The 26515-nt window shown below is 50.5% G+C and carries 21 protein-coding genes; all 21 read left to right on the top strand.

All coding sequences use genetic code 11. The annotated features are described in order from the left end of the window. Window positions 1–162 precede the first annotated feature (162 nt). The 21 genes from tagH (at window position 163) to WG68_RS05185 (ending at window position 26509) form a co-directional block, all read left to right on the top strand. Window positions 163–1539: a type VI secretion system-associated FHA domain protein TagH gene (gene tagH, locus WG68_RS05285; protein ID WP_046556586.1), complete on the top strand. Its 1377-nt coding sequence runs from the start codon at window positions 163–165 to the stop codon at window positions 1537–1539. A 22-nt stretch (window positions 1540–1561) separates the two neighbouring features. Then, window positions 1562–2047: a type VI secretion system lipoprotein TssJ gene (tssJ, locus tag WG68_RS05280; protein WP_046556585.1), complete on the top strand. Its 486-nt coding sequence runs from the start codon at window positions 1562–1564 to the stop codon at window positions 2045–2047. Window positions 2048–2077: 30 nt separating this feature from the next. Then, window positions 2078–3406 carry a type VI secretion system baseplate subunit TssK gene (tssK, locus tag WG68_RS05275; protein ID WP_046556584.1) on the top strand — a complete coding sequence of 443 codons (1329 nt, stop codon included), beginning with the start codon at window positions 2078–2080 and terminating at the stop codon, window positions 3404–3406. Between the two features lie 19 nt (window positions 3407–3425). Then, window positions 3426–4763 carry a type VI secretion system protein TssL, long form gene (gene tssL, locus WG68_RS05270; RefSeq protein WP_046556583.1) on the top strand — a complete coding sequence of 446 codons (1338 nt, stop codon included), beginning with the start codon at window positions 3426–3428 and terminating at the stop codon, window positions 4761–4763. A 21-nt stretch (window positions 4764–4784) separates the two neighbouring features. Continuing rightward, on the top strand, window positions 4785–8330 hold the full coding sequence (gene tssM / locus WG68_RS05265; protein ID WP_046556582.1) for a type VI secretion system membrane subunit TssM: 3546 nt from the start codon (window positions 4785–4787) through the stop codon (window positions 8328–8330). Next, complete coding sequence (gene tagF / locus WG68_RS05260) at window positions 8312–9040, top strand: type VI secretion system-associated protein TagF (protein WP_046556581.1); 729 nt, start codon at window positions 8312–8314, stop codon at window positions 9038–9040. The genes tssM and tagF overlap by 19 nt, the downstream gene beginning before the upstream one ends. Window positions 9041–9058: 18 nt before the next feature. Then, window positions 9059–9829, top strand: coding sequence for a PP2C family protein-serine/threonine phosphatase (locus tag WG68_RS05255; RefSeq protein ID WP_046556580.1), 771 nt, complete (start codon window positions 9059–9061; stop codon window positions 9827–9829). A gap of 78 nt (window positions 9830–9907) precedes the next feature. Further along, complete coding sequence (tssA, locus tag WG68_RS05250; protein ID WP_046556579.1) at window positions 9908–10999, top strand: type VI secretion system protein TssA; 1092 nt, start codon at window positions 9908–9910, stop codon at window positions 10997–10999. Between the two features lie 60 nt (window positions 11000–11059). Next, window positions 11060–11560 carry a type VI secretion system contractile sheath small subunit gene (gene tssB, locus WG68_RS05245; RefSeq protein ID WP_046556578.1) on the top strand — a complete coding sequence of 167 codons (501 nt, stop codon included), beginning with the start codon at window positions 11060–11062 and terminating at the stop codon, window positions 11558–11560. Window position 11561: 1 nt separating this feature from the next. Further along, entirely contained in the window at window positions 11562–13055 is a 1494-nt protein-coding gene (tssC, locus tag WG68_RS05240) for a type VI secretion system contractile sheath large subunit (RefSeq protein WP_046556577.1), read from the top strand. A 76-nt stretch (window positions 13056–13131) separates the two neighbouring features. Beyond that, the gene (gene tssC / locus WG68_RS05235) at window positions 13132–14667 is read left to right on the top strand and encodes a type VI secretion system contractile sheath large subunit (RefSeq protein WP_046556576.1); all 1536 of its coding nucleotides are present in this window, start codon (window positions 13132–13134) and stop codon (window positions 14665–14667) included. 8 nt (window positions 14668–14675) lie between these two features. Continuing rightward, window positions 14676–15497: a type VI secretion system accessory protein TagJ gene (locus WG68_RS05230; RefSeq protein WP_046556575.1), complete on the top strand. Its 822-nt coding sequence runs from the start codon at window positions 14676–14678 to the stop codon at window positions 15495–15497. A 5-nt stretch (window positions 15498–15502) separates the two neighbouring features. Next, window positions 15503–15991, top strand: a complete 489-nt coding sequence (tssE, locus tag WG68_RS05225) for a type VI secretion system baseplate subunit TssE (protein WP_046556574.1) — start codon at window positions 15503–15505, stop codon at window positions 15989–15991. Then, window positions 15991–17823, top strand: coding sequence for a type VI secretion system baseplate subunit TssF (gene tssF, locus WG68_RS05220; RefSeq protein WP_046556573.1), 1833 nt, complete (start codon window positions 15991–15993; stop codon window positions 17821–17823). Before tssE ends, tssF begins: the two co-directional genes overlap by 1 nt. Further along, window positions 17768–18829 carry a type VI secretion system baseplate subunit TssG gene (gene tssG, locus WG68_RS05215; protein ID WP_200897540.1) on the top strand — a complete coding sequence of 354 codons (1062 nt, stop codon included), beginning with the start codon at window positions 17768–17770 and terminating at the stop codon, window positions 18827–18829. Before tssF ends, tssG begins: the two co-directional genes overlap by 56 nt. Before the next feature lie 20 nt (window positions 18830–18849). Then, on the top strand, window positions 18850–21486 hold the full coding sequence (gene tssH, locus WG68_RS05210) for a type VI secretion system ATPase TssH (RefSeq protein ID WP_046556571.1): 2637 nt from the start codon (window positions 18850–18852) through the stop codon (window positions 21484–21486). 311 nt (window positions 21487–21797) lie between these two features. Further along, window positions 21798–22277, top strand: a complete 480-nt coding sequence (locus WG68_RS05205; protein ID WP_046556570.1) for an Hcp family type VI secretion system effector — start codon at window positions 21798–21800, stop codon at window positions 22275–22277. Window positions 22278–22363: 86 nt separating this feature from the next. Next, complete coding sequence (gene tssI, locus WG68_RS05200) at window positions 22364–24178, top strand: type VI secretion system tip protein TssI/VgrG (protein WP_046556569.1); 1815 nt, start codon at window positions 22364–22366, stop codon at window positions 24176–24178. 46 nt (window positions 24179–24224) lie between these two features. Continuing rightward, window positions 24225–24515, top strand: coding sequence for a PAAR domain-containing protein (locus tag WG68_RS05195; RefSeq protein WP_046556568.1), 291 nt, complete (start codon window positions 24225–24227; stop codon window positions 24513–24515). 3 nt (window positions 24516–24518) lie between these two features. After that, entirely contained in the window at window positions 24519–25553 is a 1035-nt protein-coding gene (locus WG68_RS05190; protein WP_046556567.1) for a hypothetical protein, read from the top strand. Beyond that, window positions 25538–26509 (top strand): hypothetical protein, encoded by a 972-nt coding sequence (locus tag WG68_RS05185; RefSeq protein ID WP_046556566.1) that lies wholly within the window; start codon window positions 25538–25540, stop codon window positions 26507–26509. The genes WG68_RS05190 and WG68_RS05185 overlap by 16 nt, the downstream gene beginning before the upstream one ends. Window positions 26510–26515 lie beyond the last annotated feature (6 nt).

Here is a 26515-nt window from a genome sequence, read left to right as displayed (position 1 = left end):
CTCCGCTATTTTAGCTTTAGATGAAAAAACATCAAGCTAAATTGCATTATTGTAAATATAATATGTATTGACTTGGTATTCATTTGGCACTAACCTTTGCCGCTGCAACTTTAGGTAAAATAAATGTATTCATTGTGGTGTTTTGCTGTCAGGGAGTGTTAAGTGAGTCAGACGGATATGTTACTTGAGCTGTCGGTGCTAAGTTATCATCGTTTATCTCCACGCCAGGTTGCGCTAAAGCGTTTCGACAGCAACGGCGGCACATTGGGACGAGCCGAACATGCAGATTGGCATTTACCCGATCCGGAACGGGTCGTCTCCAGCATCCACGCGCAGATAAGCTTCATTGACAACGCTTTTTGGATCACGGACTGTTCCACTAATGGTCTGTTTGTTAATCGTTCGGTCACTGCACTAGGCCAGGGCAATCGTCATCGCCTGGCCGATGAAGATTTATTGTGTCTAGGTGATTACGAAATCAAAGCGGCGATAGTAAACGCCAGTCAAGCAGCTACTGCCAGCCCAGCTCAACGTAATGATGTTAAAAACCATGCACAGCTGACATCGGCTGCTGAACTACCTTATGCACAGCTGACAAATAACAACGAAAACATTGGCGTCGTTCCCCAGCCTTTGGGGTTAGCTGTCAACCAGTTGCAGCAGGCCGCCAGCCCCGGCAGCGTGTCAGGCCGGCCAGGGATCAGCGGCGACAGTTCTGCGCACAATCCGGCCATGGCCGCAAACGCAGCAAGCGCCGCGCTTTACAACAACGCTGATGTGCTGGCAAATGACAATATGCTGAGCGAGAGTTTTACGCCGCCACAAAGTATGATCCCGGATGACTGGCAACCGCAATGGCAGCAACAAAGTTTGCCCGATGAGCCGCTGGAGCTGGCTATTGCATCCACTGCTGATAGCAGTGCTGCACGCACAGTGATCATTGACCAGACAAATGCTCAGCAATGTTTGCAGGCCTTTCTCAGCGCCCTGAATGTGCCAGCGCCCGCAGAGCAACAATTACAAAATCCAGCCTGGTGGAGCCAGTTAGGTGAGGCCTTGCAGGCGTCACTGCAGGGTGTCATTGACGTTATGCGCTCACGCTCTGAAATGAAAAGCAATTTGCGGGTAAATCAAACCACTTTTCAGCAGCGTGAAAACAATCCGCTAAAATTCTCTGCCACTATCAGCGAGGCGTTTCACAACTTATTTAACAATAATGCCAGCAGCTTTATGGCGCCCCGTCAGGCCATTACGGCGGCCTTTGCTGATATCAGCCAGCACGAAGCAGCTATTATCGCCGGTGCCGCTGGCGCCATGCAGGGCATGTTGGCGCAGTTAGCACCGCAATTGCTGGAGCAGCGTGATTTTGGCGCCAGCTTTATTGACAAAGTTAACCCGACGCAGCGTTACAGCCGCTACTGGAGTTTGTATCAGGCGTTGCACCAGGAACTGCAGGCTGAAGTAACGCGCACGGCAAAAGGTGGGGTAAATGATGATTTTATCCGCGCTTATGAAGACTATTTAACCAATCGAAAATGACAGATCAATGGAGTTGTCACTTATGAAACGGATCTACCTGCTCGTGTTAGTCATGTTGTCAATGAGCTTGTTAACTGGCTGTCAGGCTGTTTATGCCACCTTCCCTCCGTCTACCACGCTGCATTTCCGGGTGGCCGAAGACATTAATCCTGACGCTGATCAGCGGCCGTCACCGGTGATTATCCGGGTGTATGAACTGGCTTCCAAAACAGTATTTGAAAACCAGGATTTTTTTGCGTTGTATGACAATCCACAGCAAACCCTGCGCACCGATTTATTACGGATTGATGAGCTGGTATTTGAACCGGGGCAACGCGGTGAATACAAAATGTCCTTGTTGCCGACCACCAAGGCGGTAGCGGTTATCGCGGCATATCGCGATATTGAAGGCGCGCGCTGGCGGGCCGTGGTTGACGTTAAGCCTACCGGTTATGACAACTTTTATATCTATGTTGATAAGTTAGCGGTGTATATCCGAGAACATGATCTAGAGCGGCGTCAACGCTAACAGCGCTATTTTGCCCGGAGTAATAACGCAATGAGTGAATTTAGTAAAATTGCCTGGTCAGAAGGCATGTTTTTACGGCCGCAACATTTTCAGCAGCAAGACCGTCATTTGCATTATAGTCAGCAAAGCCGGCAGGCGCAGCTGATGCCCTTTAGCTGGGGGATTTACGACTACCAACTGGACAAGCAATGTTTAAAGTTCAGTCAATTTGGTTTAAGTCAGCTGCGCGGTATTCTGGCCGATGGCACCTTAGTTGAGCTGCCTGATACGGAACCGCTACCGGCAGCCTTAACAATTGGCAAAGGCTGTCGTGATCAACAGGTATTTTTGTGCCTGGCGGTCGATAAAGCAAACGGCTTGAATATCGCTGAGTCACAAAGTAACCAGATCACCCGGTTTCAGTTCGCTGATCATAGCCTTACTGATACCAGCCTGGCCGAGCCTGCCACCGAAACGCTGCAGCTGGCCAGACTTCGCGTGCTGTTAAAACTGGAAAGTGATGACCGCAGCGGGTTTGTTGGTTTTGCGGTCGCCAGGATCCGCGAAGTGACCGATCAGGGTGAAGTGAAACTGGATGACAAATTTATTCCGCCGCTACTTAATGTGCAGCGCAATTTGCCGTTAAAAGCGCTGATCAGCGAAACGCTCGGTATGCTTAATCAACGGGCGCAGGCGCTAAGCGGCCGGATTGGTAAAGGCCAGGGAAGCAGCAGCTCTATTGCTGATTTTCTGATGTTGCAGGTACTTAACCGCTATGAGCCCTTATTAAAGCACTGGCAGCAACTGGATGGCACTCACCCGCTGGCATGTTATCAGCTGCTGGTGGCGATGCTGGGGGAACTGGCCACTTTTACCAGCAAAGATAAAAGACCACCGGAATTTCCAGCGTATCTGCATGACGATTTAACCACGGTATTTGGCAACTTAGCGGTGATTATGAATCAGACACTGAGTGTGGTACTGGAGCAAACTGCCCAGGCATTGCCATTAGAGCAAGCCAAGTTCGGTATTCTGGTATCGCCACTAACCGATAAATCTCTGCTGGAGTACGCCCAGTTTGTACTGGCAGTCAGTGCTGATTTACCAGCAGAAGAGATCCGCAAACATTTACCGGCCAGATTAAAAATTGGTCCGGTAGAGCATATTCGCGAACTGGTAAACAACCAGCTGCCAGGAATAGCAGTAACCGGCTTACCGGTAGCGCCACGGCAGGTGCCTTATCATGCCGGTTATCATTACTTTCAACTGGATAAAACCAGTATTTACTGGCAACGGTTGGCCAACAGTGGTGCGCTGGCATTGCATTTGTCGGGAAATTATCCCGGGTTGAAACTTGAACTCTGGGCAATAAAAGCCTGATTAACAGGGATGGAAGGCTATGTCTGATCAAACCATTATGAAACCAAGACCCGGTGGCCGCGGCAGTAACCGGCCAGTGGTTGCCCCAGCCAGTGCGGCGCAGCCGCAAAGTGCAGGCAATGTGGCCAGTGTTAACAACGATAAAACCCGCATTGCCACCGGCAACCGCAGCAGTGTTATTGGCCAGGGCCCACAAACGTTATCAATCAGCGACAATATACTGGTAGACGAAGCCGCGGTGCTGTTTTCGCTGGTGGCGCCTATTCGTAGCACCGCCAGCCATAATGATATTAATGGCCTTAAAAAACAATGTATTACCTTGATAAATCAGTATGAGCAGCAATTGCGTGCCAAGGGTGTTGCGGCTGAGGTGATTGAGCAGGCGCGGTACACCCTGTGTTGTTTTATTGATGAAATTGTGCTGAATACCAGTTGGGGTGGCAACAGCGATTGGGCGACGGAAAGTTTACTGTCAACATTTCATAATGAAACCTTCGGCGGTGAATACTTTTTTACCTTGCTGGATAACGCTATCAATTATCCGTCACAAAATCTGATGTTGTTGGAGCTGCAGTATTTGTGCCTGGCGTTTGGTTTCAGCGGCAAAATGCGGGTGGAAGAGCGCGGCTATGAAAAGCTGGAACTGGTGAAAGACCAGGCATTTAAAGCAATTCGCAGCCAGCGCGGAGAGCCGGCGCGGGAGCTATCGCCCAAGTGGCACAGTGACGTGGTGCAATCTGGAGCCCTGGAATCCAGACTGCCGCTGTGGGTGCTGTGCTCGGTGGTGGCCGCCATATTGCTGGGCGTATACATGTACCTGAATTACCAGGTGAATAACTATTCTGACCAGGTACACCGACAGTTAAACAGTTTGGTCGACTGGCAGCCGGCGTCGGTATCCGGACAAAGTGGCAAGCCGCATCAGGATGCCATCCGTTTGCAACAATTACTGCAAACTGAAATTCGTCGCGATATGTTGCAGATCATTGAGTTGCCCGACCGGGTGCGGATCCGGGTGGGCTTACATCATCTGTTTACGCCCGGCGGAGTGGCAATTAACGAAAGTTTTCAGCCGGTGGTAACCAAAATTGCCCGGGCGCTGGAGGGCAGTGACGGCCGGATCCTGGTGAGTGGTTACACTGATGATTTGCCCATTTTTACCAGTAAGTATCCGTCAAACTGGCATTTGTCTCTGGCCAGAGCCAATGCCATGGCCGATGCGCTGGCGGCGGGCGGCCAGTTGCATGGCCGGTTATGGCCGGAAGGACGGGGCGAGGCCGATCCGGTCGCGCCTAACGACAGCGCGGAAAATCGGGCGCTGAACCGACGTGTTGAAATTGATCTGCTACCGCAATAGCGAAGTGCAAGGAACAGAAGTATGAAACTTAAAGGATTTTTTCTTTCATTGCGCCGTATTTTCACAACCGGCTGGTTTATCACCTTGTTGGGGTTAACCGCGCTGGCATTGTTGATCTGGTTTGGCGGCCCGTTAATCGCTATTGCCGGGGTTGAACCGCTTGCCAGTAGTACGGCCAGGCTCGTTACTTTGTTAGCCATAGCGCTGGTATGGGGTGCCAGTCACTATATCCGTGGTATGCAGCAGAACAAATCGAATAAACAGGCGGTGGATACCTTACTGAATGGTGATGAGCACCAGCAACAGGATGCCATGGCTAAACGGGATATTGATATTTTACGAAACCGGATGCAGAAGGCGTTAGACATTCTGAAACACGCCCGTTTCAGTAAAGCGCGTGATATTTACCAGCTTCCCTGGTACATGCTGATAGGGCCGCCGGGTTCTGGTAAAACCACGGCTTTACAACAATCTGGCCTGGAGTTTCCGCTTAAAGAGCAGATGGGTGTTGATGCTATTGAAGGCATTGGCGGTACCCGCCAGTGTGACTGGTGGTTTACCAATCAGGCGGTGCTGATTGATACGGCAGGTCGTTATACCACACAAGACAGCCATGCACAGCAGGACGCAACCGCCTGGCAGGGCTTTTTAGGTTTGTTACGTAAGCACCGGCCACGCCGGCCAATTAATGGTGTTATTGTGTTTGTCAGCCTGGCTGATTTACTCAGCCAAACCCGCACTGAACGCAATTTACATGCCCGGGCCATTAAACAGCGGGTGCAGGAATTACAAAATCAGCTGGGAATGACCTTCCCGGTTTATGTGATGTTTACCAAGGCTGATCTGATTGCTGGTTTTTCAGAGTTTTTTGATGACTTAGCACCGGAAGATCGGGAGCAGGTGTGGGGTACCACTTTTGGTTTGGACCCGGAGAACGAAGAAAAAGGCGTGGTGGCGCAGTTTAACAAAGAGTTCCATGCCATGGTAAACCGCCTGCATCAGCGCCTGTTTAGCCGGTTGCAAACAGAGCGCGAACAGCAAAGCCGGGCGGCAATATATGAGTTTCCACGCCAGCTGCGGTTATTGCAAAGTGCGGCCGATGATTTTTTAAAAGAAATTTTTGCACCTAACCCTTTTGAAAAAGCCACCATGCTGCGCGGAGTTTATATTGCCAGCGCGACACAACAGGGCCAGCCAATTGACCGGATTATGGCACAGCTGGGGGGCAACTTTGGTTTGGCTGAACCACCACTACGCCGCCATACCGGCGAGGGCAAAAGTTATTTCTTAAAGCGTTTCTTTGAGCAGATTGTTATTCCGGAACGTGAACTGGCATCGGTTAATTTACAACATAAAAATAAACATCGCTGGATCCGGCACGGCACGCTGGCGGCAACGGCGGTGTTATCTATTTGGCTGCTTAGCGCCTGGGTGTCGAGTTATAACTGGAACCGACAGCTGGTGGATGAAGTGGCATTATCGCTGAAGCACTATCAGACTATTGAACAGCAAAGCAGCCAACAGTCTATGCTGCAATTAAATGAGCAACTAAATGTATTACGCGATATGCCTGCCGGTTATGCTGGTTTATTGCCGGCAGCTGGCCCGAAAAACCTGGGGTTGTATCAGGGCGACAAACTGGGACAATCGGCGAAAACAGCGTATCAGCGGGCATTATACGCCGAGTTTGTGCCGTTTATATTGCAAACTTTAACCTCTGATATGCAGCAGCATGCTGAGCATCGGGATTATCTGTACGAAACCCTGAAAACCTATCTGATGATTTTTCAACCGGCGCAGTTTGACGCTGAGCAAGTTCAGGCCTGGTTTGCCCAGTTTACCGAGCGGATGCTACCGGCAGAGATCAATCAACCACTGCGCGTGTCATTACAAAGCCATCTTGATGCGTTGCTGGATGCGGGTATTCAGGGCGCTCGCTATGATGAGACCGTGGTGGCAAGTGCCCGCGATTTGCTGATGACGGTGCCGCTGGCAGAGCGTGCCTATCAGCGGATCCGCACTGAACTGATGGATAGCCATATCCCTGATTTTCGCTTGTCAGATGTGCTGGCGACCGACAGCGTAACCTTGTTCAGCCGGCGCAGTGGTAAGCCGCTGCGTCAGGGCATCCCGGGTTTATATACCTACCAGGGCTTTCACGGGGTATTTAATATTGAAAAACGACGGATAATCCGCCAACTGATGGCCGATAGCTGGGTATATGGTGATGCAGAAGAGGGCGCAACTGAGCAGAGCAACGCCGACTTATCTGAGCAGGTCACCATGCGCTATTTACGTGACTATGTGTATATATGGCAAGAGCTGCTAAATGATATTGAACTGCAACCCATTACCAATGTGGAGCAGGGCCTGGCTCACACCAGGATCCTGGCAGGGCCGGAGCAACCTATTCAGAATATTATTAAAGCGGCTCAGAAAAATCTGCGGCTAACCCAGTTGCCAGAGTCGGCGGAGATGGATGCGGCATTAAATGTTGCGGGTAAAGTGGCACAAACCCAGTTTTCCAGCCAGACAGCGCGTTTGAACCGCTTGTTACCTGATGAAATGCCGGATCTGAGCCGCAGCTTACCAGGCAAAGAGGTGGAAGCGTCATTTTCAGCCCTGCTGGCCGTTGACGCCAGTCAGCTGGAACAGATTGGCCAGACTACCCGGCGTTATTATGATTATCTGGAGCGGCTGTATGTGCCGGGGGGCATGGCAAGACAGGCTTACGCTAACCAGTTGAACTCTCAGGAAGGCAACGAGCTGAACATCGCCTTACGCCGGTTACGCAGCGAAGTGCCTGCACCCTTCAGTAACTGGCTGGGGAGTATTTCCAGCGACACCGCTCAGCTGTTTGCCAGTGGCAGCCGGCAGCATATTAACGAAGCCTGGCAGGGTAAAGTGCTGGCAGAATATCGCGGTGCTATTGCCGGGCGTTACCCATTGAACCGCCGCTCCAGCGAAGATATCAAATTACGTGATTTTGAGCGCTTCTTTGGCTATGGTGGCACCCTGGACAGCTTTTTCAAAGACTATCTGAGCCCTTTTGTTAACACCAGCCGCACCAACTGGTCGTTTAAAAAAGATATTGGTCTGGATGCCAGTGTGCTTAGAACGTTTCAGAGTGCGCAGCGGATCCGCAGTACCTTTTTTGAACCAGGCAGCCAGAAGCTAAAAGTAGGCTTTAGTTTAAGGCCATTGTTTCTGGACCGGCACATCACCCATCTTATGTTAGATATCGATGGTCAGGAGCTGTCTTACCGGCACGGGCCAACCCGCTCCAGCCAGTTCTACTGGCCAGGCGATCGTAACAAGCTGCAGACCCGGCTGGTGTTTACCCCTGCCAACGCCGGCTTATCAGCCAATGCCAGTTACGAGGGGGAATGGTCATGGTTCCGGCTGCTGGACGAGCTGACCCGCGAGCGCCCGCAAACCCGCACTGACAAAGTGTTGCATTTAGCGGTGCAGGGTAATAAGGCCCGCTTGGAACTGGTGCCCGATACCGTTAACACTCCGTTCTGGAGTAACGAATTGGAGGCGTTTTCGTGTCCGGCCAGCCTGTAGTTAAAAGCGCTGCGGCGCAGTTAGGAATTTGTGGCAAGGTGGTCAGCCAGGGCGATTTTCTCGCTCAGGGTCTGGACGTAGCCTTTGTCGATAGTTGGAACGAATGGTTGCAGGCAGTGCTCGCGGTAAGCCGCGAACAGTTAGGTGGCAAGTGGCTGGACACTTATTTAACCAGCCCTATCTGGCATTTTGCCTTATCGCCAGGAGTGTGCAGTGATAACGCCATGGCTGGCACTCTGATGCCATCTGTCGATCAGGTCGGGCGTCATTACCCCTTTACCCTGGCAGCAGAGCTAAACGTTACGCCGGTACAAGCCTGGCAAGACAGTGACTGGACCGATATCACCGAGCAACAGGTGCTGGCGACGCTGGATGAAGGCTTTAACCTGCAAACCTGGTTAGCGCAGCTGAACCGCAGCGAACTTAACTGGCCGCAAGCCAAGCGTTTTAGTGTCAGTCAAAGTAACAACGAGGCGATACGCCAGGCCTGGATCATCAGTGCCAACCAGCCGCTGGACAGCCTGGCGTTGTTACATCAGAGCTATTTGCAGCAATTTTCCCGTTATTGCCTGTGGTGGACTGCTGGCTCGGAGCAGGTAGCGCCTTGTTTACTGGTAACCTCAGGCCTGCCTCAGGTAAGCCAGTATGCCGCTATGCTCGATGGCGACTGGTCGCGCTGGAACTGGCAACAAAAACAAATTCACTATTAATCTGGACGTATCTGCTATATGCATATTGCATTTCATGCACAAAGCCATAAAGGCCTGGTTCGACAACTTAATGAAGACGCCTGTCTGGCGATGCCAGAAGCCGGTGTTTGGGCGGTAGCCGACGGTATGGGTGGCCATGCGGCAGGTGATGTGGCCAGTCAGATGGTAATGGACATGTTAAAGACAGTGGTCGACAACGCTGGCGAGCGCATAAGCCCGGCGTTATTGCAGCAGGCATTGCAAGACGCTAATCAGGCGCTGGTGAAATACAGCAAACAGCAGTTGCTGGGCACCCTGGCCGGTTCAACGGTGGTAGTGTTGCTAATTCAGCAGCAACACTATCATTTACTCTGGGCAGGGGACAGCCGTTGCTATTTACTGCGAGACAATCAGCTAATACAGCTGAGCCATGACCATAGTCAGGTAAATGAAATGGTGGCTCAGGGGCTGCTGGCGGCCAGTGAAGCCGAAACTCATGAGTTAGCCAATGTGATTACCCGGGCGGTTGGCGTTGATACTGAGCTGGAGGTTGCTATCAGGTCTGCGGCCTGCCGGCCGGGTGATTTATTTTTATTGTGTACTGATGGTTTAACCAAAGAACTGCCCGATCATGAAATTCATCAGTATTTACAACATGATGATATCGCCGACGCCAGTAAAGCGTTATTGCATTCCACTCTGGTGGCAGGTGCCAAAGACAATGTCACCAGCATTTTAGTGAAGTTACATAACAGTAATAACATTAACTTAAATGACAAAACCATACCGCTCAATCTAAAAATTGTATAAATATAGTTTGCATTGTTGTTATTTGGTGAACTATAAAGTAACATATTTTGCTGTTAATAGATTTAATGGTTAATTGTGATGGATCGCAGTGAATTAATAGATTTTGAGTTGTTAATAAAGCCCGTGTCAGATCACACACCGGCAGGCATTGATCCTCGCAGTGATATCTCACCGACTTCACAGTATTACACCCTCAAAGATGTGCGCAGTCAGGCCAGGGCTAATGAAAGGGCTATGTTGTTTGAAGATGATGATTTTCAGGCGCTGGTGCTCGATTGGCGGCCACTGGCGCAGGCTTTGCCGGAGATCCTGACCAATCAGAGCAAAGATCTGGAATTTGCTGCCTGGCTGATAGAAACCTGGTGCCGCACTGAGGGTTTTTCGGGTCTGGCATGCGGTTTTAAAGCAACCCGTTTGTTAATAGAGCATTTCTGGCAGCACTTGTATCCCTTGCCTGATGATGAAGGTATGGATGCGCGCATCGCGCCCCTTATCGGCTTGAATGGCTACGAAGGCGACGGTGCCTTAATTACCCCGATCTTAAGCATACCGCTGACTGATATTAGCTCGGTGGGCTGTTTTGCCTGCTGGCAATATGTGCGGGCAGCTGATTTATCCCGTAAAGATGAAAACAAACAAAAGCAGCGGGCCGATGCGGGTATTGCCAGCCTGGAGCAAATTCAGCAGGCGGTACTGGAAACGCCGGCGAGTTTTTATCTGCAGCTTCGCGATGATATTCAACTGGCGATTGCTGAATTTAAATTACTGTCTGATGCCATGGATGCCGCTATGGCCGGTGAACCTCAGCCGACAACGGCGATCAGTAAAGCGATGCAGAAATGCCTGGATGCGGTTAATTATCTGGCGGCAGATAAGCTGAAAGTGGCTGTGGATATCCCCGCGACAGACAGTGTTGAGGGAGCCGCAGTTAACCTCAACCCGAGTAATGTTGATGAACAACTGCAATCACGCCAGCAGGTTATTCGTTCATTGCAACATGCCGTTGATTTTTTTCGCAAGACCGAACCCCATTCGCCAATGTCATACGCGCTTGAACAGGTGATCCGCTGGAGTGATCTTACTTTGCCGGAGCTGTTGCAGGAGTTGATTGACGATAGTAGTACCCGAAACAGTTATTTTCGTCTGGCGGGGATACCGCAGACTAAGTAGTAGTGCAACCGGCCAGCGTTGCCTGCGCGGCCACGACAGACAAATGATAGGAGAGAGTAAATGGAAAGTATTCACAGTAAGTTGTCACGGGTGCGCAAACCAAGAGTTCACATTACTTATGATGTCGAGACCGAAGGTAGCGCAGTTAAGAAGGAACTGCCTTTTGTTGTTGGTGTGATGGGTGATTTCGCCGGCCACAACACTCAGGCGTTAAAGCCGTTGAAAGATCGCCGTTTTGTTCAGATTGATCGCGATAATTTTGATGAAGTATTGAAGCGGATGAACCCGAAGTTAAACTTCAAAGTCGAGAACAAGCTGGCCGCTGATGGCAGTGAATTTGCCGTCGAGCTTGAATTTAAATCGATGCAGGACTTTGAACCTGCCGCTATTGTCCGCCAGGTTGAGCCACTGGAAAAACTGATGGCGACCCGCAACAAGCTGCGCGATTTAATGACTAAAATCGACCGCTCTGAAGATCTGGAAAACATCCTGGAACGGGTACTTAACAGTGATGCTGACCTGCAACAGCTGGCGCAGGAACTGAATTTAGAGGACAAATAACATGAGTACGGAAGCCTTAGTACAAAGCCACGACAGCAGCAGCACTGAGCTGGGCTCATTACTGGATCAGGCCATTGGTGCCACCAAACAAACGGATGCTTCGCGCGCTGAAGAGTTAATTCGCACCTTAACTGAAGAAGCGATGAGCGGTACGGTAAGCTGGAATAAAAACCTGACGGTAACCTTTAACGAGGCTATTGACCGGCTTGATACTCTGATTTCTGATCAGTTAGCGGCCATTATGCACGCTGAAGACTTTCAGAAGTTAGAAGGTAGCTGGCGCGGGCTTAATCATCTGGTAACCAACTCTGAAACCAGTGGTTCGCTGAAGATCCGGATGATCAGTATGAGTAAAAAGGAGCTTTACAAAGATTTAAGTAAAGCGGTTGAGTTTGACCAGAGCCAAACCTTTAAAAAGGTGTATGAGACAGAATTTGGTACCCCGGGTGGCGAGCCATATGGCGCGATTATTGGTGACTACGAGTTTACCAATCACCCGGAAGATATCGAAACCCTGACCTACATGTCGAATGTATCTGCCGCTGGTTTTTGCCCGTTTTTATCCAGTGCGTCACCCGCACTGTTTGGCTTCGATGAGTGGACCGAACTGTCAAAACCTCGCGATTTAGAGAAAATATTTGAATCACTGGAATACACCAAATGGCGCTCATTCCGTGACAGTGATGACTCGCGCTTTGTTACCCTGACCATGCCGCGGGTATTAGCGCGTTTACCTTACGGTAATGCTACCAGTCCGGTGGAAGAGTTCGGTTATGAAGAGTTTGAGCTTGATGGCCAGAAAGCGGTTGCTAAAAACACCAACCACAATCACTACTGCTGGATGAATGCCGCTTATGTATTGGGTAGCCGGCTAACCAATGCTTTTGCACAGTATGGTTTCTGTACCGCCATTCGTGGCGCGGAAGGTGGTGGTAAAGTGGAAGGCTTACCGTCGCATATTTTTATGAGTGATGATGGTGACCCGGATCTGAAATGCCCGACTGAAATTGGCATTACCGATCGGCGCGAGGCTGAACTGGGTAAAATGGGCTTTTTACCGTTATGTCACTACAAAAATACTGACTATGCCGTGTTTTTTGGTGCTCAGACTGCCCAGAAGCCGAAGAAATATGACAGCCCGGAAGCGACTGCTAATGCCGCTATCTCTGCCCGCTTACCCTATTTAATGGCGACGTCACGTTTTGCCCATTACTTAAAAGTTCTGGCGCGCGACAAAATTGGTAGCTTTATGGAAGCGGAAGACGTTGAAGTATGGTTAAACCGCTGGATCCTGACTTACGTTAACGCCTCAGAAGGCAGTGGTCAGGAAGTACGTGCCCGTTACCCACTGGCCGATGCCAAAGTGCAGGTGCGCGAGATCCCGGGGCGCCCGGGTTCTTACAATGCGGTTGCCTGGTTGAGACCCTGGTTACAATTGGAAGAACTGTCTACTTCATTACGTTTAGTAGCCAAAATTCCGGAAATGGGTAGCTAACGGCCCGGCCTGCAGCAGTGCTGCAGGCCACAACGCCGGTGCTTAAGCAGTACATTAAAGCAGGGACGGACAGGTCATGGTTGACGCAGTTAATTTTGTTGCGGACACAGTTTTTGATACTGATGAGGACAACAGGCCTTGTCCATCTTATGCCAGTTTTGCCAATAAAGGCTTACTAAGCCGCTTTTTACGTGAAGCGGATCCGCTGAAAGCCATTTTGTATTGGCTGCAACATATTGAAAGCCGCCCTTGTGTCAGTGCCGCCTTTGTTACCCCCATTCTCGGGCGCGCTATCGCCGAAATTGACAGCCTGATTAACAAGCAAATTAACGGTATTTTGCATCACCCGGTGCTGCAGGAGCTGGAAGCCAGCTGGCGTGGTTTATTGTATTTAACCGAGCAAGCCGAGCGTTATGACCGTGAACAAAAAGTTAAAGTGAAATTAATCTCCTTATCCTGGCCTGAACTGAGTAAAGATATCAACCGGGCTATCGATTTTGATCAGAGCGATTTTTTTAAACTGATTTACGACAATGAATTTGATATGGCCGGTGGTGAGCCATTCGGCGTGCTGATTGGCGATTATCAAATAAGCCATAAAATTCGCCGTGGCCAGAGTATTAATGATCTGGATACCTTAAAAGAAGTGGCCCGCACAGCCGCAGCTGCTTTTGCCCCCTTTATTACGGCTGCCCATCCGTCATTGTTTGGCGTTGATCATTTCTCGGAGCTGGGGCAGGTAGCCGATATTGCCAGCCAGTTTAAACAACCGGAATATGTGAAATGGCGCTCACTGCGAAATATGGAGGACGCGCGTTTTCTGGGGTTGGTGCTGCCGCAGGTGTTAATGCGGCCACCCTATAAAGATGATGGTAGTCGCAGTGAGGGTTTTGTTTTTAAAGAACAATTTAGCCGACCGCAACAGGATTACCTGTGGGGTAATGCCGCCTGGGCTTTTGCCGGGGTATTGGTCAGGGCGTACAGTGAGTCGGGTTGGTTTGGTCAAATTCGCGGCATGAAGGCCGGCCACTATAATTTTGGCCTGGTGACCCATTTGCCGGTCAGCCAGTACGAGACCGAGAAATACCAGGCTTTTAACAAGCCATCAGTAAATTTACTGGTGGGACATCGCTTTGAAGCGGCGTTGTCGGACAGCGGTTTTGTACCTTTGTCAGCGGTACCTTACAGCGATTTCTATGCCTTTTACAACAACGCCTCGGTACAGGAGGCCAAATCTTACGATAAAACCCTGTCGACTGTGAACGCCCGGCTGTCGGCGATGTTGCAATACATTTTATGCGTGGCCCGTTTTGCCCATTACATTAAAGTTATTGGTCGTGACAAAGTAGGGGGTTATGTGTCAGCTGAAGAGTGTGAACAGGATTTGCAGCGCTGGTTGCATAACTATACCACGGCCTCCGAAGATGCGTCTTATGAAGTACGTGCCCGCCGCCCGCTGCGTGAAGCTCGGATTAAGGTTAAAGAGAAAAGGGGTGAACCTGGCCGCTATTATTCGGTGATCCAGTTACAGCCCCATTTCCAGCTGGATCACATGGTGACATCCGTCAAATTAGTCGCGGAGCTCTCTCCCAAGCAAAAGGCAACAGCCTGAGGATTTTTATGAAACAACTTAACTTACTTATCAGTAGCGGCCAGTTACAGGACGCATTAGAACATGCTCTGACAGTATTACGGGACGACCCGCTGAATGCGCCAATGCGTGCAGCCTATGTTGAACTGCTTTGCATTGCCGGTGAACTGGAAAAGGCAGATAACCAGCTGGATATGATTGTGCGTCAGCATCCGGATTTTTTACTGGGCGCGGTGAATGTGCGCCAGCTGATCCGGGCAGACACTGCCCGCCGTGATTTTTATCAGGGTGGCATGACGGCCACCTTATTTGGCGAGCCGGCACCGATGTTCAGTGCTTTATTAAAGTTGCGTCTGGCATTGCACGAGCAGGATGTGAGGGCTGCGGTGCAAGCTGCTACAGAAATGGAACAATTACGCCCGGCCGTGGCCATTACCCAGCAGAGCACAGAGCATGCTGATATCCGCGATCTGGATGACAGTCTGGGCGGCTATCTGGAGCTGTTCGGTACTGATGGTAAATATTATCTGGCCAGCTTTGATCAAATCGCCAGTTTAAAACTGCATCCACCGAAAAGCTTGCTGGACACTATCTGGCGGCGGGTGGATATCAGTATTGTAGACGGGCCGCAGGGCGAAGCCTTTTTACCGCTAATTTATGTTGGCAGTAACGATGCGGATACGCAGTTAGGCCGCGCGACCGACTGGCACGAGCATGATGCAACGCTTATTACCGGCCGTGGCCAGAAGATGATTCTGCTGGGCGAGCAGGCTGTGGCGCTGGGTGATGTGCAGCAGCTTAGCGCCGTTGCTGAACGTGAGCATCAGCCCAGTGCAGCCCTGGCTGAGTAATTAAGATGAAAGTGCATCAGAAACAAGCGTTACAAATGTCGCTGCTTGACCGGCTGATTGACGATGCACCAGGCCAGAAAGATTCAGGCCGGCAACGCCGCGGTTTCGATTTAAAAGCGTTACGGCAAAGCGTGCGGCGGGATTTGGAAAACCTGCTTAATACCCGGGTGCAGTGGCATGTCTGGCCAGAGAGCTATTCCGAGCTGCCACAAAGCCTGCTCAATTATGGCCTGCCTGATTTTTCAGTAATGGTGGTTGATTCTATTGAAGGCCGCCAGCAGCTGTGCCGGGCGGTTGAGCAATGTATTCGTCGCTTTGAGCCACGTTTTGTTGAGGTTGACGTGTCGCTGCCGGATGAAACGCAAAGTATCGAGCGGGTATTGCGGCTGCGGATCCAGGCTTTACTTTATGCCGACCCTGAGCCTGAACACATTATGTTTGATTCCGAAGTTGAGCCGGTACATCTGGGCCTGACCATCAGAGATTATCAGTAATGAATGATGAGTTATTAAAGTATTACAATCGTGAACTGACCTTTATCCGGCGGATGGGGGCTGAGTACGCTGAAAAATACCCGAAGATAGCTGGTCGGTTGCGGATCAGCGAAGAAACGGTGGAAGACCCGCATGTCTCACGCTTAATTGAGGCCTTTGCGCTACTCAGTGCCCAAATCCGTCAGAAGCTGGATGACAGTTTCCCCGAGCTAACCGACGCCTTGCTTGGTCAGATGTACCCCGATTATCAGGCACCGATCCCGTCGATATCGGTATTAAAACTGGTTAGTCAGAACTTGTCGACCTCGGGTATTTGTGTCAAACGCGGTACCGAGTTTGAAACCCGGGCTGAGGGCCTGAAGCCCTGTACGTTTCAAAGTTGTTACGATACTGAAATCTGGCCGCTGGAAGTAGTGCAGGCCGAGTTTAAAAATGCCCCTTTTAATGCCCCTAAGCCACCCGCGGCTCAAACCGCTAAAGCGTTGCTAAAGCTGAGTGTCGCCTGTGAGTTCGACAATACTGCCATGCATGAGCTGGCTGTGGGTAAACTGCGTTTTTACCTGAATGGCCAGCGCCATCATGTCTATAAGTTATTTGAACTGATCATGCGCCATGTCATCAGCATTGGCATAGTGCCGGCCGGTGATACTGAGCCCATGCGTTTTATCCAGCCGCGCCATATTCAGGCCGTTGGTTTTGCCGATGATGAGCAGGTGGTGCCTTATAGTCAGCGCAGCTTCAGTGGCTACCGATTGTTGATTGAACAGTTTTTATGCCCCGAGAAGTTTCTGTTTTTTGCCCTGACTGACCTGGATCCGAGCTGGCCGGGTATTGCCGATAAGTTTGATTTGTATTTTTATCTGGCCGAAGGTGCTGATGAGCTGGAGCGGCATGTTACCGCAGACAGCATTTTGCTGGGCTGTACGCCGGTGATTAACTTATTTAAACAAAAACTGGAGCCCGTGAAGTTAGAGGCGGCGCAGTATGAGTATCGGTTAGCGCCACGTTATCTTGATGCTGATGTTTGTGAAGTGGTGCAGGTGCAGCAGGTACAGGCGTTTGACCCACAAGGTAACGAGTTAACCCTGAACCCTTATTACAGCCAGGGCCACCCTGATTATCTGCAACAGCAACAATTGTTCTGGCACACCCGGCGCGAGTTTGTCGACTGGGCTGGTGGTTATGCCGAAGCGGGCACGGAAGTGTATTTATCGATTATCGACCGCCAGTTTAAAGGGGTAAGCCGTGACGATGAGCAGCAAAACTGGGTTATCCAGGTGAATGCATTATGCAGCAACCGTAACCAGCCGGCTTATTTGCCCTTCGGCGGCGGTGAGCCGGAGTTTGCCATCAGCAAACATGCCGATGTGATTAAATCAGTGCGCTGTCTGGTAGCCCCTACCATGAGCATCAGACCCGCCCTGGCGGAAAGCAGCCGCTGGCAACTGGTTAATCATTTAACCCTGAATCATTTCAGCGGCGAGCAGGCATTAACGGTATTGCAGGAAACCCTGAAACTGTACGATTTTCGTTGTACGCCAGAGTCTAAGGCGCTGATTGATGGCATAGTCGGCCTGAACTTGCGTAGCGGCTCGGCCCGGGTTAATCAGCAAGGGCGGATTGCCGTATGCAGTGGTACTGAAATTCTGGTTGAGTTTAGTCAGTCTGCTTATGCCGGCAGTAACGTGTATTTCTTTGCCAATATTCTTGATGCGTTCTTTGCCCAGTACGCCAGTATCAACAGTTTTACCCGCTTAACGGTGAAGCTCAAAGAGCATGAGCAAATTTACCATCGCTGGCCGGCCAGAGTGGGCAGCAGGGTATTGTTATGAGTGCGACAGTATGAGTTTAACTGCATTGCTGGCCAGCCCTGGCGACTTTGACTTTTATCAGGCGGTTTACTGCATTGAACGCCAGCTTAGTGCTGAGCACAAGCAATGGCATGGTGTTGGCCGTGATGCATTCCCGGGCGCTGAGTTAGTCAGGTTTAAGGCAGAGCAGCATCTGGGCTTTGCCGGCCAGCCTATTAATAAAGCAACCTCGCGCCAGAACGATAAAGATCAAACGGCGCTGGAGTTGTATGTCAGCTTCCTGGGTTTAACCGGCCCCAGTGGGGTATTACCACAGCACTACACCGAGATGTTATTGCAACGGCTGAAGCAGCGTGACGGCGCGATGCGGGATTTTTTCGACATGTTTAATCACCGGCTGATTTCCCTGTACTACCGGGCCTGGGAAAAATACCGTTTTGCCTGCCAGTACGAAATTGCCGATGGTTTGAACGATCCTTTCAGTAAATTATTGCAACAGCTCAGTGGCAGCAATGATGCACTGGGCTTGTATTACGCCGGTGCTTTTAGCAAACGTAATCGCTCAGGCCAGTTTTTGCAGCAAATTCTGACGGACTTACTGGGTGCCACCACCCGGATAGTGGCGTTATCCGGGCGCTGGCTGACACTGGACGCAGCTGAGCAAAGCTGCCTGAGCAGCCGGACCTTGCCCGAGGGCCGGAATGCTGCGCTGGGCCAGACCAGCATGCTGGGCCAGCGGGTCTGGGATGTCAGCTCCGCTGTGATTATTGAAGTAGACGCAGGCGCCAGCAAGTTACAGAACTTGCTGCCTGGTGGCAGCAGCTACCGGGTGGTGCAAAAAATTGTCAGCCGGTATCTCGATCCGCATCTGCAGGTTCGGCTTGTGATCAAGGGTAAACAACAGGACTTTGCCTGTACCCGCTTAGCTGATCGGCAAACTGCGCTGGGGCGTGGTAGCCGGTTAAGTATTCGCGCTGCAATTTCGCAGCAACCCGCCCAGGTTGGTTTTCAATTGGGCCGGCTTTAATCAATGCACAGGAAGCATTTATGTCGACGAGTTCTTTAAAAAGTCTGGTAGAAAAACTTAACAGCGATTGCAGACAAGCACTAGAGGCAGCTACGGCTCGCTGCCAGTCGCGCAGCCATTATACGGTAGAAATTGAGCATTGGCTGGACGCCTTATTACAACAAGATAATGCCGATTTTAATTTACTGTTTCGCAGCTTCGGTCTGGATAGCGACAAGGTACGAGCGCAATTGCAACAGGCCTTAGAGCAGCTGAAAACCGGCAATAACTCGTTACCCGGTATTTCAGTGCAGCTGATTAACTGGTTAAAGGCCACCTGGCTTAATACTACGATTGAATTTGGCGACCGCCACATTCGCAGTGCCTACCTGTTATATACCTTGCTACAGGACGACAGTCTGGCTGGCCTGGTGCTGCGCAGAATTCCGGAGCTGGACAAAATTAACCCAGCAGAGCTGTTGCGGGTCTGGCCAAGTCTGGCATCGCAGTCTGCCGAGCAAGATGCTTCGCCGGCAGCTGCGACTGCCAAACCGGGTAAAACTCCGGCACTGGATCAGTTTACCATTGATTTAACCGCGCAGGCACGCTCAGGTAAAATAGACCCGATAGTGGGCCGTGATTTTGAAATCCGCCAGATGATCGACATTCTAACCCGGCGCCGGCAGAACAACCCAATTTTAACCGGTGAGGCCGGCGTTGGTAAAACGGCGGTAGTCGAAGGCCTGGCGCTGCGCATTGCAGCGGCTGATGTACCGGAGAAACTGAAAACGGTGGCGCTGCGGGTATTAGATTTAGCCTTGCTGCAGGCGGGCGCCGGCATGAAGGGTGAGTTTGAAAACCGCCTGAAAAATGTGATTAATGAAGTCAAACAAAGCCCGACACCGATCATCCTGTTTATTGATGAAGCTCATACTATGATTGGCAGTGGTGGCCAGGCCGGGCAGAACGATGCCGCCAACTTGTTAAAGCCGGCATTAGCCCGCGGCGAGTTAAGAACCATAGCTGCCACCACCTGGGCAGAGTATAAAAAGTATTTTGAAAAAGATGCCGCATTAACCCGTCGTTTTCAGGTGGTTAAAGTAGAGGAGCCAAGCCCGGCGCAGGCGGTACTGATGATGCGCGGCTTACTGGGTGTTATGGAGCAGCATCACGGAGTAAGCATTACTGATAAAGCTCTGCAGGCGGCCGCTTATTTGTCTGATCGTTATATCAATGGTCGCCAGCTGCCCGATAAGGCGGTTGGTCTGCTTGATACCGCTTGTGCCCGGGTAGCGATGAGTCAGGATGCGGTGCCTGGCCCGGTGGAAGATCAGCAGCGCAAGGTAGACCAGTTAAGCAGCGAAATTTCTGTGCTGCAGCGCGAGCAATGTCTGGGCGTAGTGCATACCAGCCAGGTAGAGACATTGCAGCAACAGCTGGCTGATGCCAACACCTTGCTGAGCGAGCTGCAACAGCAGTGGCACACTCAGCGGGAGTGGGTAAGCCAGGCCAGGGAGCTGGCGACGCAACTGCAGCAAGCGGCGCGGCAGCTGGTAGCAGACAACACTGCACCAACACCGGAGCAGCTTGCTGTGCAACAACAGCAAATCCAGCAACTGAGCGAGCTGCGAGCTTGCTTAGCGGAGCTGACCACGCCGATGGTGCACTGGCAGGTAACCGAGCAGTTGATCGCCGAAGTGGTGGCTGACTGGACCGGTATTCCGCTGGGTAAAATGCAGGCCGATGAAATACATAATGTGCTGGCACTGGAGCAACACCTTGCCAGCAGAGTGGTGGGCCAGCAGCATGCGTTGGCGCTGATTGCCCGCACGGTGCAAACGTCCCGGGCGCAGCTGGCCGATGAAAATAAACCTAACGGTATTTTTCTGTTAACCGGTCCCAGTGGTGTCGGCAAAACGGAAACGGCGTTGGCGCTGGCTGAACAGGTCTACGGCAGCGAAGATAATCTGACAGTGATTAATATGTCAGAGTTTAAAGAAGAACATAAAGTATCGTTATTGTTAGGTTCGCCACCGGGCTATGTCGGTTATGGTGAGGGCGGCATTCTTACCGAAGCGGTGCGCCGTAAACCTTATAGTGTGGTATTGCTGGACGAAATGGAAAAGGCCCATCCCGGCGTGCAGGATATTTTCTATCAGGTATTTGATAAAGGCACCATTAAAGATGGCGAAGGCCGCGATATCGACTTTAAAAATACCATTATCATTATGACGTCAAATGTCGGCACCGATACCACAATGCGTTTATATGAAGATCCGGAAACGGCACCTTCTGTCGCCGGTTTAACCAAGGCATTGAAGGATGATCTGTTGCAGATATTCAAGCCGGCATTTTTGGGCCGTTTGAATGTGATTCCTTATCTGCCACTGGCTGATGACAAGTTAGCTATGATTACCCGATTACAATTACAGCGGATTGAAAAACGGTTACAGCAGCATTACGGCGCTAGCTTTAATTATGAGCAAGCGGTGGTTGATGCCATTGTCAGCCGTTGCCAGGATGCGGGTTCAGGCGCCCGGACCATTCATAACATTCTGCAAAACAGTTTGTTACCAGAGTTGTCAGTATTAATTTTGCAGCGCAGTGCTGAGCGCCAGCCGGTAAGCCGGGTGCAGCTGAACTTTATTGCTGAAAATTTCGACTATCTAATCGAATAAAATTTTACTTTTTGTGTACATTTGAGGCTGTGGACAATTATATATTGCTTTCACAGCCCGTAACGTTAAAAATAGATCTAAATGGTTAATTAAAAGTTGATCATAGTTTCTTTAAAGGTATAATTTATTCAGTTTAAAAAAGTGCTTTACCGATTAATCCAGCTTTAATGTTTAAACATTGTTAAATATGTTTGTGGTATTCATAGTGGTTGTCGGAAGTGTTTTTTTGGCGTTTAACCGGGGTAAGTATTGCCCGGGTTTAAATTTGTCCTGAGTGGACATTATTTCTAAATATGCAAAAGGAGCATAGCATGCAAGCAAATACCTACCTGAAGTATGGCGCAATCAAAGGCGAATCAACTGCCGATGAGTTTAAAGACATGATCACCGTGTTATCAATGGATTGGGGTTCTCACCGCGAGTTAACTTCATACACTGGTACAGCGATGGACCGTGAAGCCAGTTCTACCCGGTTAAACGACATTGTTATTACCAAACTGCAAGATAAATCATCACCAGATCTATTCAAGGAAGCCACTATTGGCAAAGGCCAGAAGGCTGTTTTCCATATCACCAAGCAAGGCGATAAAATTGAAGAAATCATGAAAATCGAACTGACTGATGCGATGATCAGCAGCTATCAGATGTCGGTATCAGGTGACCGTCCTGTTGAAACTATCGTTATCAGCTACACCGAGCTGATGATGACTGTTACCCCAACAGACGACAAAAACAACGTTACTGCTCCATTGGTATACGGTTACAGCGGCGTTAAAGGCGCTAAGCTGTAAGCAACATCGACAGCTGGTACTGCTTGCAGTATCAGCTGTAATACTCCAGATTTTTTTACCAATCCTTTCTTTGTTGAGGCGAACGGATGCAAAAAGCAACCCAGGATGAAAACAGCATCAGAATAGACACCCCACTGGGTAAAGATGCACTTTATCTGACTCGTTTTGTGTTAGATGAGGGGATATCCCGGTTATTCACGCTGTCGGCTACGGTGTATACTAACGGTCAGGAAATTTCTGCTAACGATCTGATTGGTAAAGAGGTTTGCGTAACCCTTGAACTTGGCAACAAGACTCAGCGCTATATACATGGTGTCGTGGCCGAACTAAGCGCGCTGGGGCTACGGGTTAATAAGGACGCTGAAGGTAACAAATTTCGCGACTATCAGCTTAGTATTGTGCCGGCTGCCTGGTATATGCAGCACAAGGTAAATAGCCGCATTTTCAAAGCGCAGAATGTGCTGAAAATTGTTGAAACACTGGCGTCTGAGCATGGCATTAAAATTGATGCCAGTTCAAAAATCAGTGGCAGCTACCCTGACTATGAATACAAAGTGCAGTACGAGGAAGCTGATTTTAGTTTTATCAGCCGCTTGCTGGAACAAGAGGGCATCTTCTATTTCTTTGAGCATAGCAAAGGCCAGCATAAGTTAATTCTGGCTGATAAAGCCACCGCCTATGAGCCTTGTCTTGAAAAAAGCGTTAAATTTCATACCGGTACCCTGGCAGAGCCGCATATTAATCAGTGGCACAGAGCATTAAGGATGGTGCCTGGGAAGTTTGTGCAGCGTGGCTATAATCTGGAAAAACCTAAAGCCTTACCTACTGGTACTTATGGTAAAGGCAGCTTAGTCAGTAAACATGCTGACTATGAAATATTTAACTATAGTGCCGAGGCCGATATCCACAATCGCTCAAAAGCCATTGCTACCATCCGGCTGGAAGCCTTGCAACGCGATATGGCGATGCAGCAGGGCGCCAGCAGTTGTCGCAGCTTTACTGCAGGCCGCACTTTTACTATTACTGAGCACGAAGATAAAGCAGAAGAAGGCAAGCAGTATGTGATCACCGACTTGCGGTTAGATGCGGCCATTGTTAACCAGGCCGGTGCTAACCAAAGTGCCGGCAGAGTGATCAGCAACAGCTTTCGCTGTGTGCCAAAAGATGTCGCTTACCGGCCGTTACTGCAAACCAGTAAACCGATGGTTACCGGCGTGCAAACGGCTACGGTAACCTGCAAAGGTGGCGAAGAAATATCAGTTGATGAACTGGGCCGGGTAACGGTGAAGTTCCACTGGGATCGTAGTGATATTACCGATCATGAGAGCTCATGCCCAATTCGGGTTAGTCAGAACTGGGCCGGCAAAAAGTGGGGCATGTTCTTTTATCCGCGCCGTGATCAGGAAGTGTTGGTAGAGTTTTTAAATGGTGACCCTGATCAGCCCGTGATCATTGGCTCAGTGTACAACTCAGATCATATGCCGCCTTACGATTTACCGGTTGATAAAACGCAGAGTGGCGTGAAAACCCGCTCCAGCGAAGGCGGTGGCAGCGCCAATTTTAACGAGATCCGCTTTGAAGATAAAAAAGGCGATGAGTTACTGTATCTGCATGCTGAGAAAAACTTTCAGTTGCACGTCGAAAATGACCAGCAAATAGATATTGATAATGACAGTACTACGGTTATCAAAGGCCATGAAAAGCTCACCGTTAATAAAGATAGCACGGTTAAAGTGGATGGCGCACAAAGCCAGAAAATTGGTAAATCGTTAACCATTGATGCGGGCGATGCCATTACTATCAAAACCGGGGCGGCCTCTATTGCCATGAAAAGCGACGGTTCTATCGCGATTAAGGGCGTTAATATTACGATTAATGGCGCCAAAGTTAGTATTAACTAGGTCTGGCACAAAGAGATAAACGCATTTTGCGCAGCAAAGGTGAAATATGAGCAAGCCCGCAGCAGTAATAGGATGTATGCATGTCTGCCCGAAAGTCACTGCCAAAGTGCCACATGTCGGCGGGCCGGTATTGCAAGGTTCACCTAATGTTAGCATTGCTGGCCTGCCAGCGGCGCGTAAAGGCGATAAGTTACTCTGTGTCGGGCCACCAGACAGTATCAGCGGCGGTTCGGCCACGGTGTTTATTAACGGTAAAAATGCTGCCCGACTGGGCGATGACACTGCCCATGGTGGCAAAATAGTGGTGGGCGTGCCGACAGTATTGATCGGTGGCTAGCGCATGATGCAAACCTTCACCGATCTGGCAGAGCGCGCTAATGTGTTGTGGCAGCAACGCTTAAGCCTGGCTGGCAGCGACTATATCAGCCTTAGCCAGTTGCAGCAGCACGACAGACAACTGGTGCAAAGTGTCGGTTTATGCCAGCGTTACCTGAAACAGGATGAAGCCGATTTACCCTTATGGTTAATAGCTTTACTGGACAATAGCGCGGCGGAACTTAATAAGCTGCTGGCTTTACCGTTAGCGTTGTCTGCCCAGGCTTTACTGGCAGAGCTGTGGCTGGCGCTACAGCAAAAAACAGCCGCGCACTATATGCAGCAATACAGCCAGCCAGAGCAAAGCCCGCTTCTCTGTCTGTTGGCAGACCCGCAACTGGCGGCTAGTCTGTACCCGGCTATGCAGCGCCTTGATTTACGCAGTGCCGTGCAGTTAGCAGGCCAGCAAGGTTTAACCGGGCAGCTTGGCGACTTACAGCAACTAGCTACTGATCATCAGCTTAGTGCCGCCAGCCGCGCGGAACTGCTTTACAGTTTATATTTGTTGGGCCAGCGCACCGATGAAAGTGAGCTGATAGTACAATTGCTGGATGCGCAATGTTTAACGTCCCGGCAGTTGCAGTTATTGCTGCTGGGCGCGACAACTGAACAAAAAGTGCGGATAGTGAATGCATTGTGTTCGGCAGATATTCATCTGGCCATCAATGCCATGGGTTTTAGTGGGCTGACGAAGTTTTGTCCACTTTTGCTGGAGATGACGCACCAGCCGGCGCACAGCGCCGCGGCGCAAAGTGCCTTGATCACTATGCTGGGTGCGCTTAGTGCCGATGTGTTACAGCGAACTGAGCCGGCGCAGACGCAGCATCAGGAAACATTAGTTGCCGGCCAGGTGCTAAACCAGCTGAAATTGCCGGCATTATGGGCCAGTGGTAACCAGTATCAACGTTTTGCTGCAGCAGCGCTGCAAGTATTGCAACAGCCGGGCTTACCGTTAGCTGAGCCGATGAACTGGCAGGGTGGTTTATGGCCGGTTGCTTAAGGGTAAGTGACTATGCCGTAGTGCTTGGCAAAACGGCATTGACTGATTGGGCATTACAATTGGATGCCGTGCCGGTTGCCGCAAATCTGGCAATGCAGCACAAGCAACTGGCGCAATTTAATAGTGTTGCTGATATTGCTGATGATCTGCCACTGGCTGAGCGTCTGGTACTGTTGCTGCAACTATTGTGGCAACAGTTAACACGTCTGCCAGATGCGGCGCCTGTATTACTGGTGCTACCTGAGCAACTGGCTGGCGAAGCCGCGCTGCAAGATTGCCTTACTGCATTACAGCAGGCCTTCCCAACCCTGCTCAGCCATCCGGCCTGCCAGTTGTATCCCTATGGGCGCAGTGCTGCCTTAATGGCACTGGCCGCCGCCAGGCAGTTACTGGCTGCGGGTGAGCAGCAAGTTTGGTTAGTCGGCCTGGATAGCCCGGTGGCAGCCATGCTGGCCGATACCCCGCTAGAACCGGTGCAGGCTGATACTCAAGCGACTGAGCCTGTAGTTTGGTCTGAGGGAGCAGTGGCACTGTGTTTAACCCGCAGTGACAGTGGTTTGAATTGCCAGTATCTGGCCAGTGATGCCTCAGTCAGCCAGCAAATTGACGAGCCTGCGCTGGCGCAGTTATTTACGGCGGTTGCCAGTAAGGTTGCACAGCCCCTGCGCCGTTTATATCTGGCGGATAACGGCAGCGAGGCATTGACTGCATGCTGGCAGGGGCAATACCCGCGACTGGCCGGTGTGATTAATATTGAAACTGAACTGATGCTGCCCGCTTATTACACCGGTGAATTGGGTGCCGCGGGCGGGGTATACCGGCTGTTACATTTGTATCTTGGTTACAGCCAGGCAATGTATAACGGTTTAACGCTACAGTGCGAAATTTCTGAAAAGTTATATCGGGCGGTAGCGGTTTTTAGCTGGCAGCAAGCCAGCACTTTATCTGATATTTAAGGACTA

It is taken from the genome of Arsukibacterium ikkense (genome assembly GCF_000987775.1).
Lineage (GTDB): Bacteria > Pseudomonadota > Gammaproteobacteria > Enterobacterales > Alteromonadaceae > Alishewanella > Alishewanella ikkense.
Note: the sequence above shows the minus strand (reverse complement) of the source record. Positions and strands in the feature narration are given on the sequence as shown.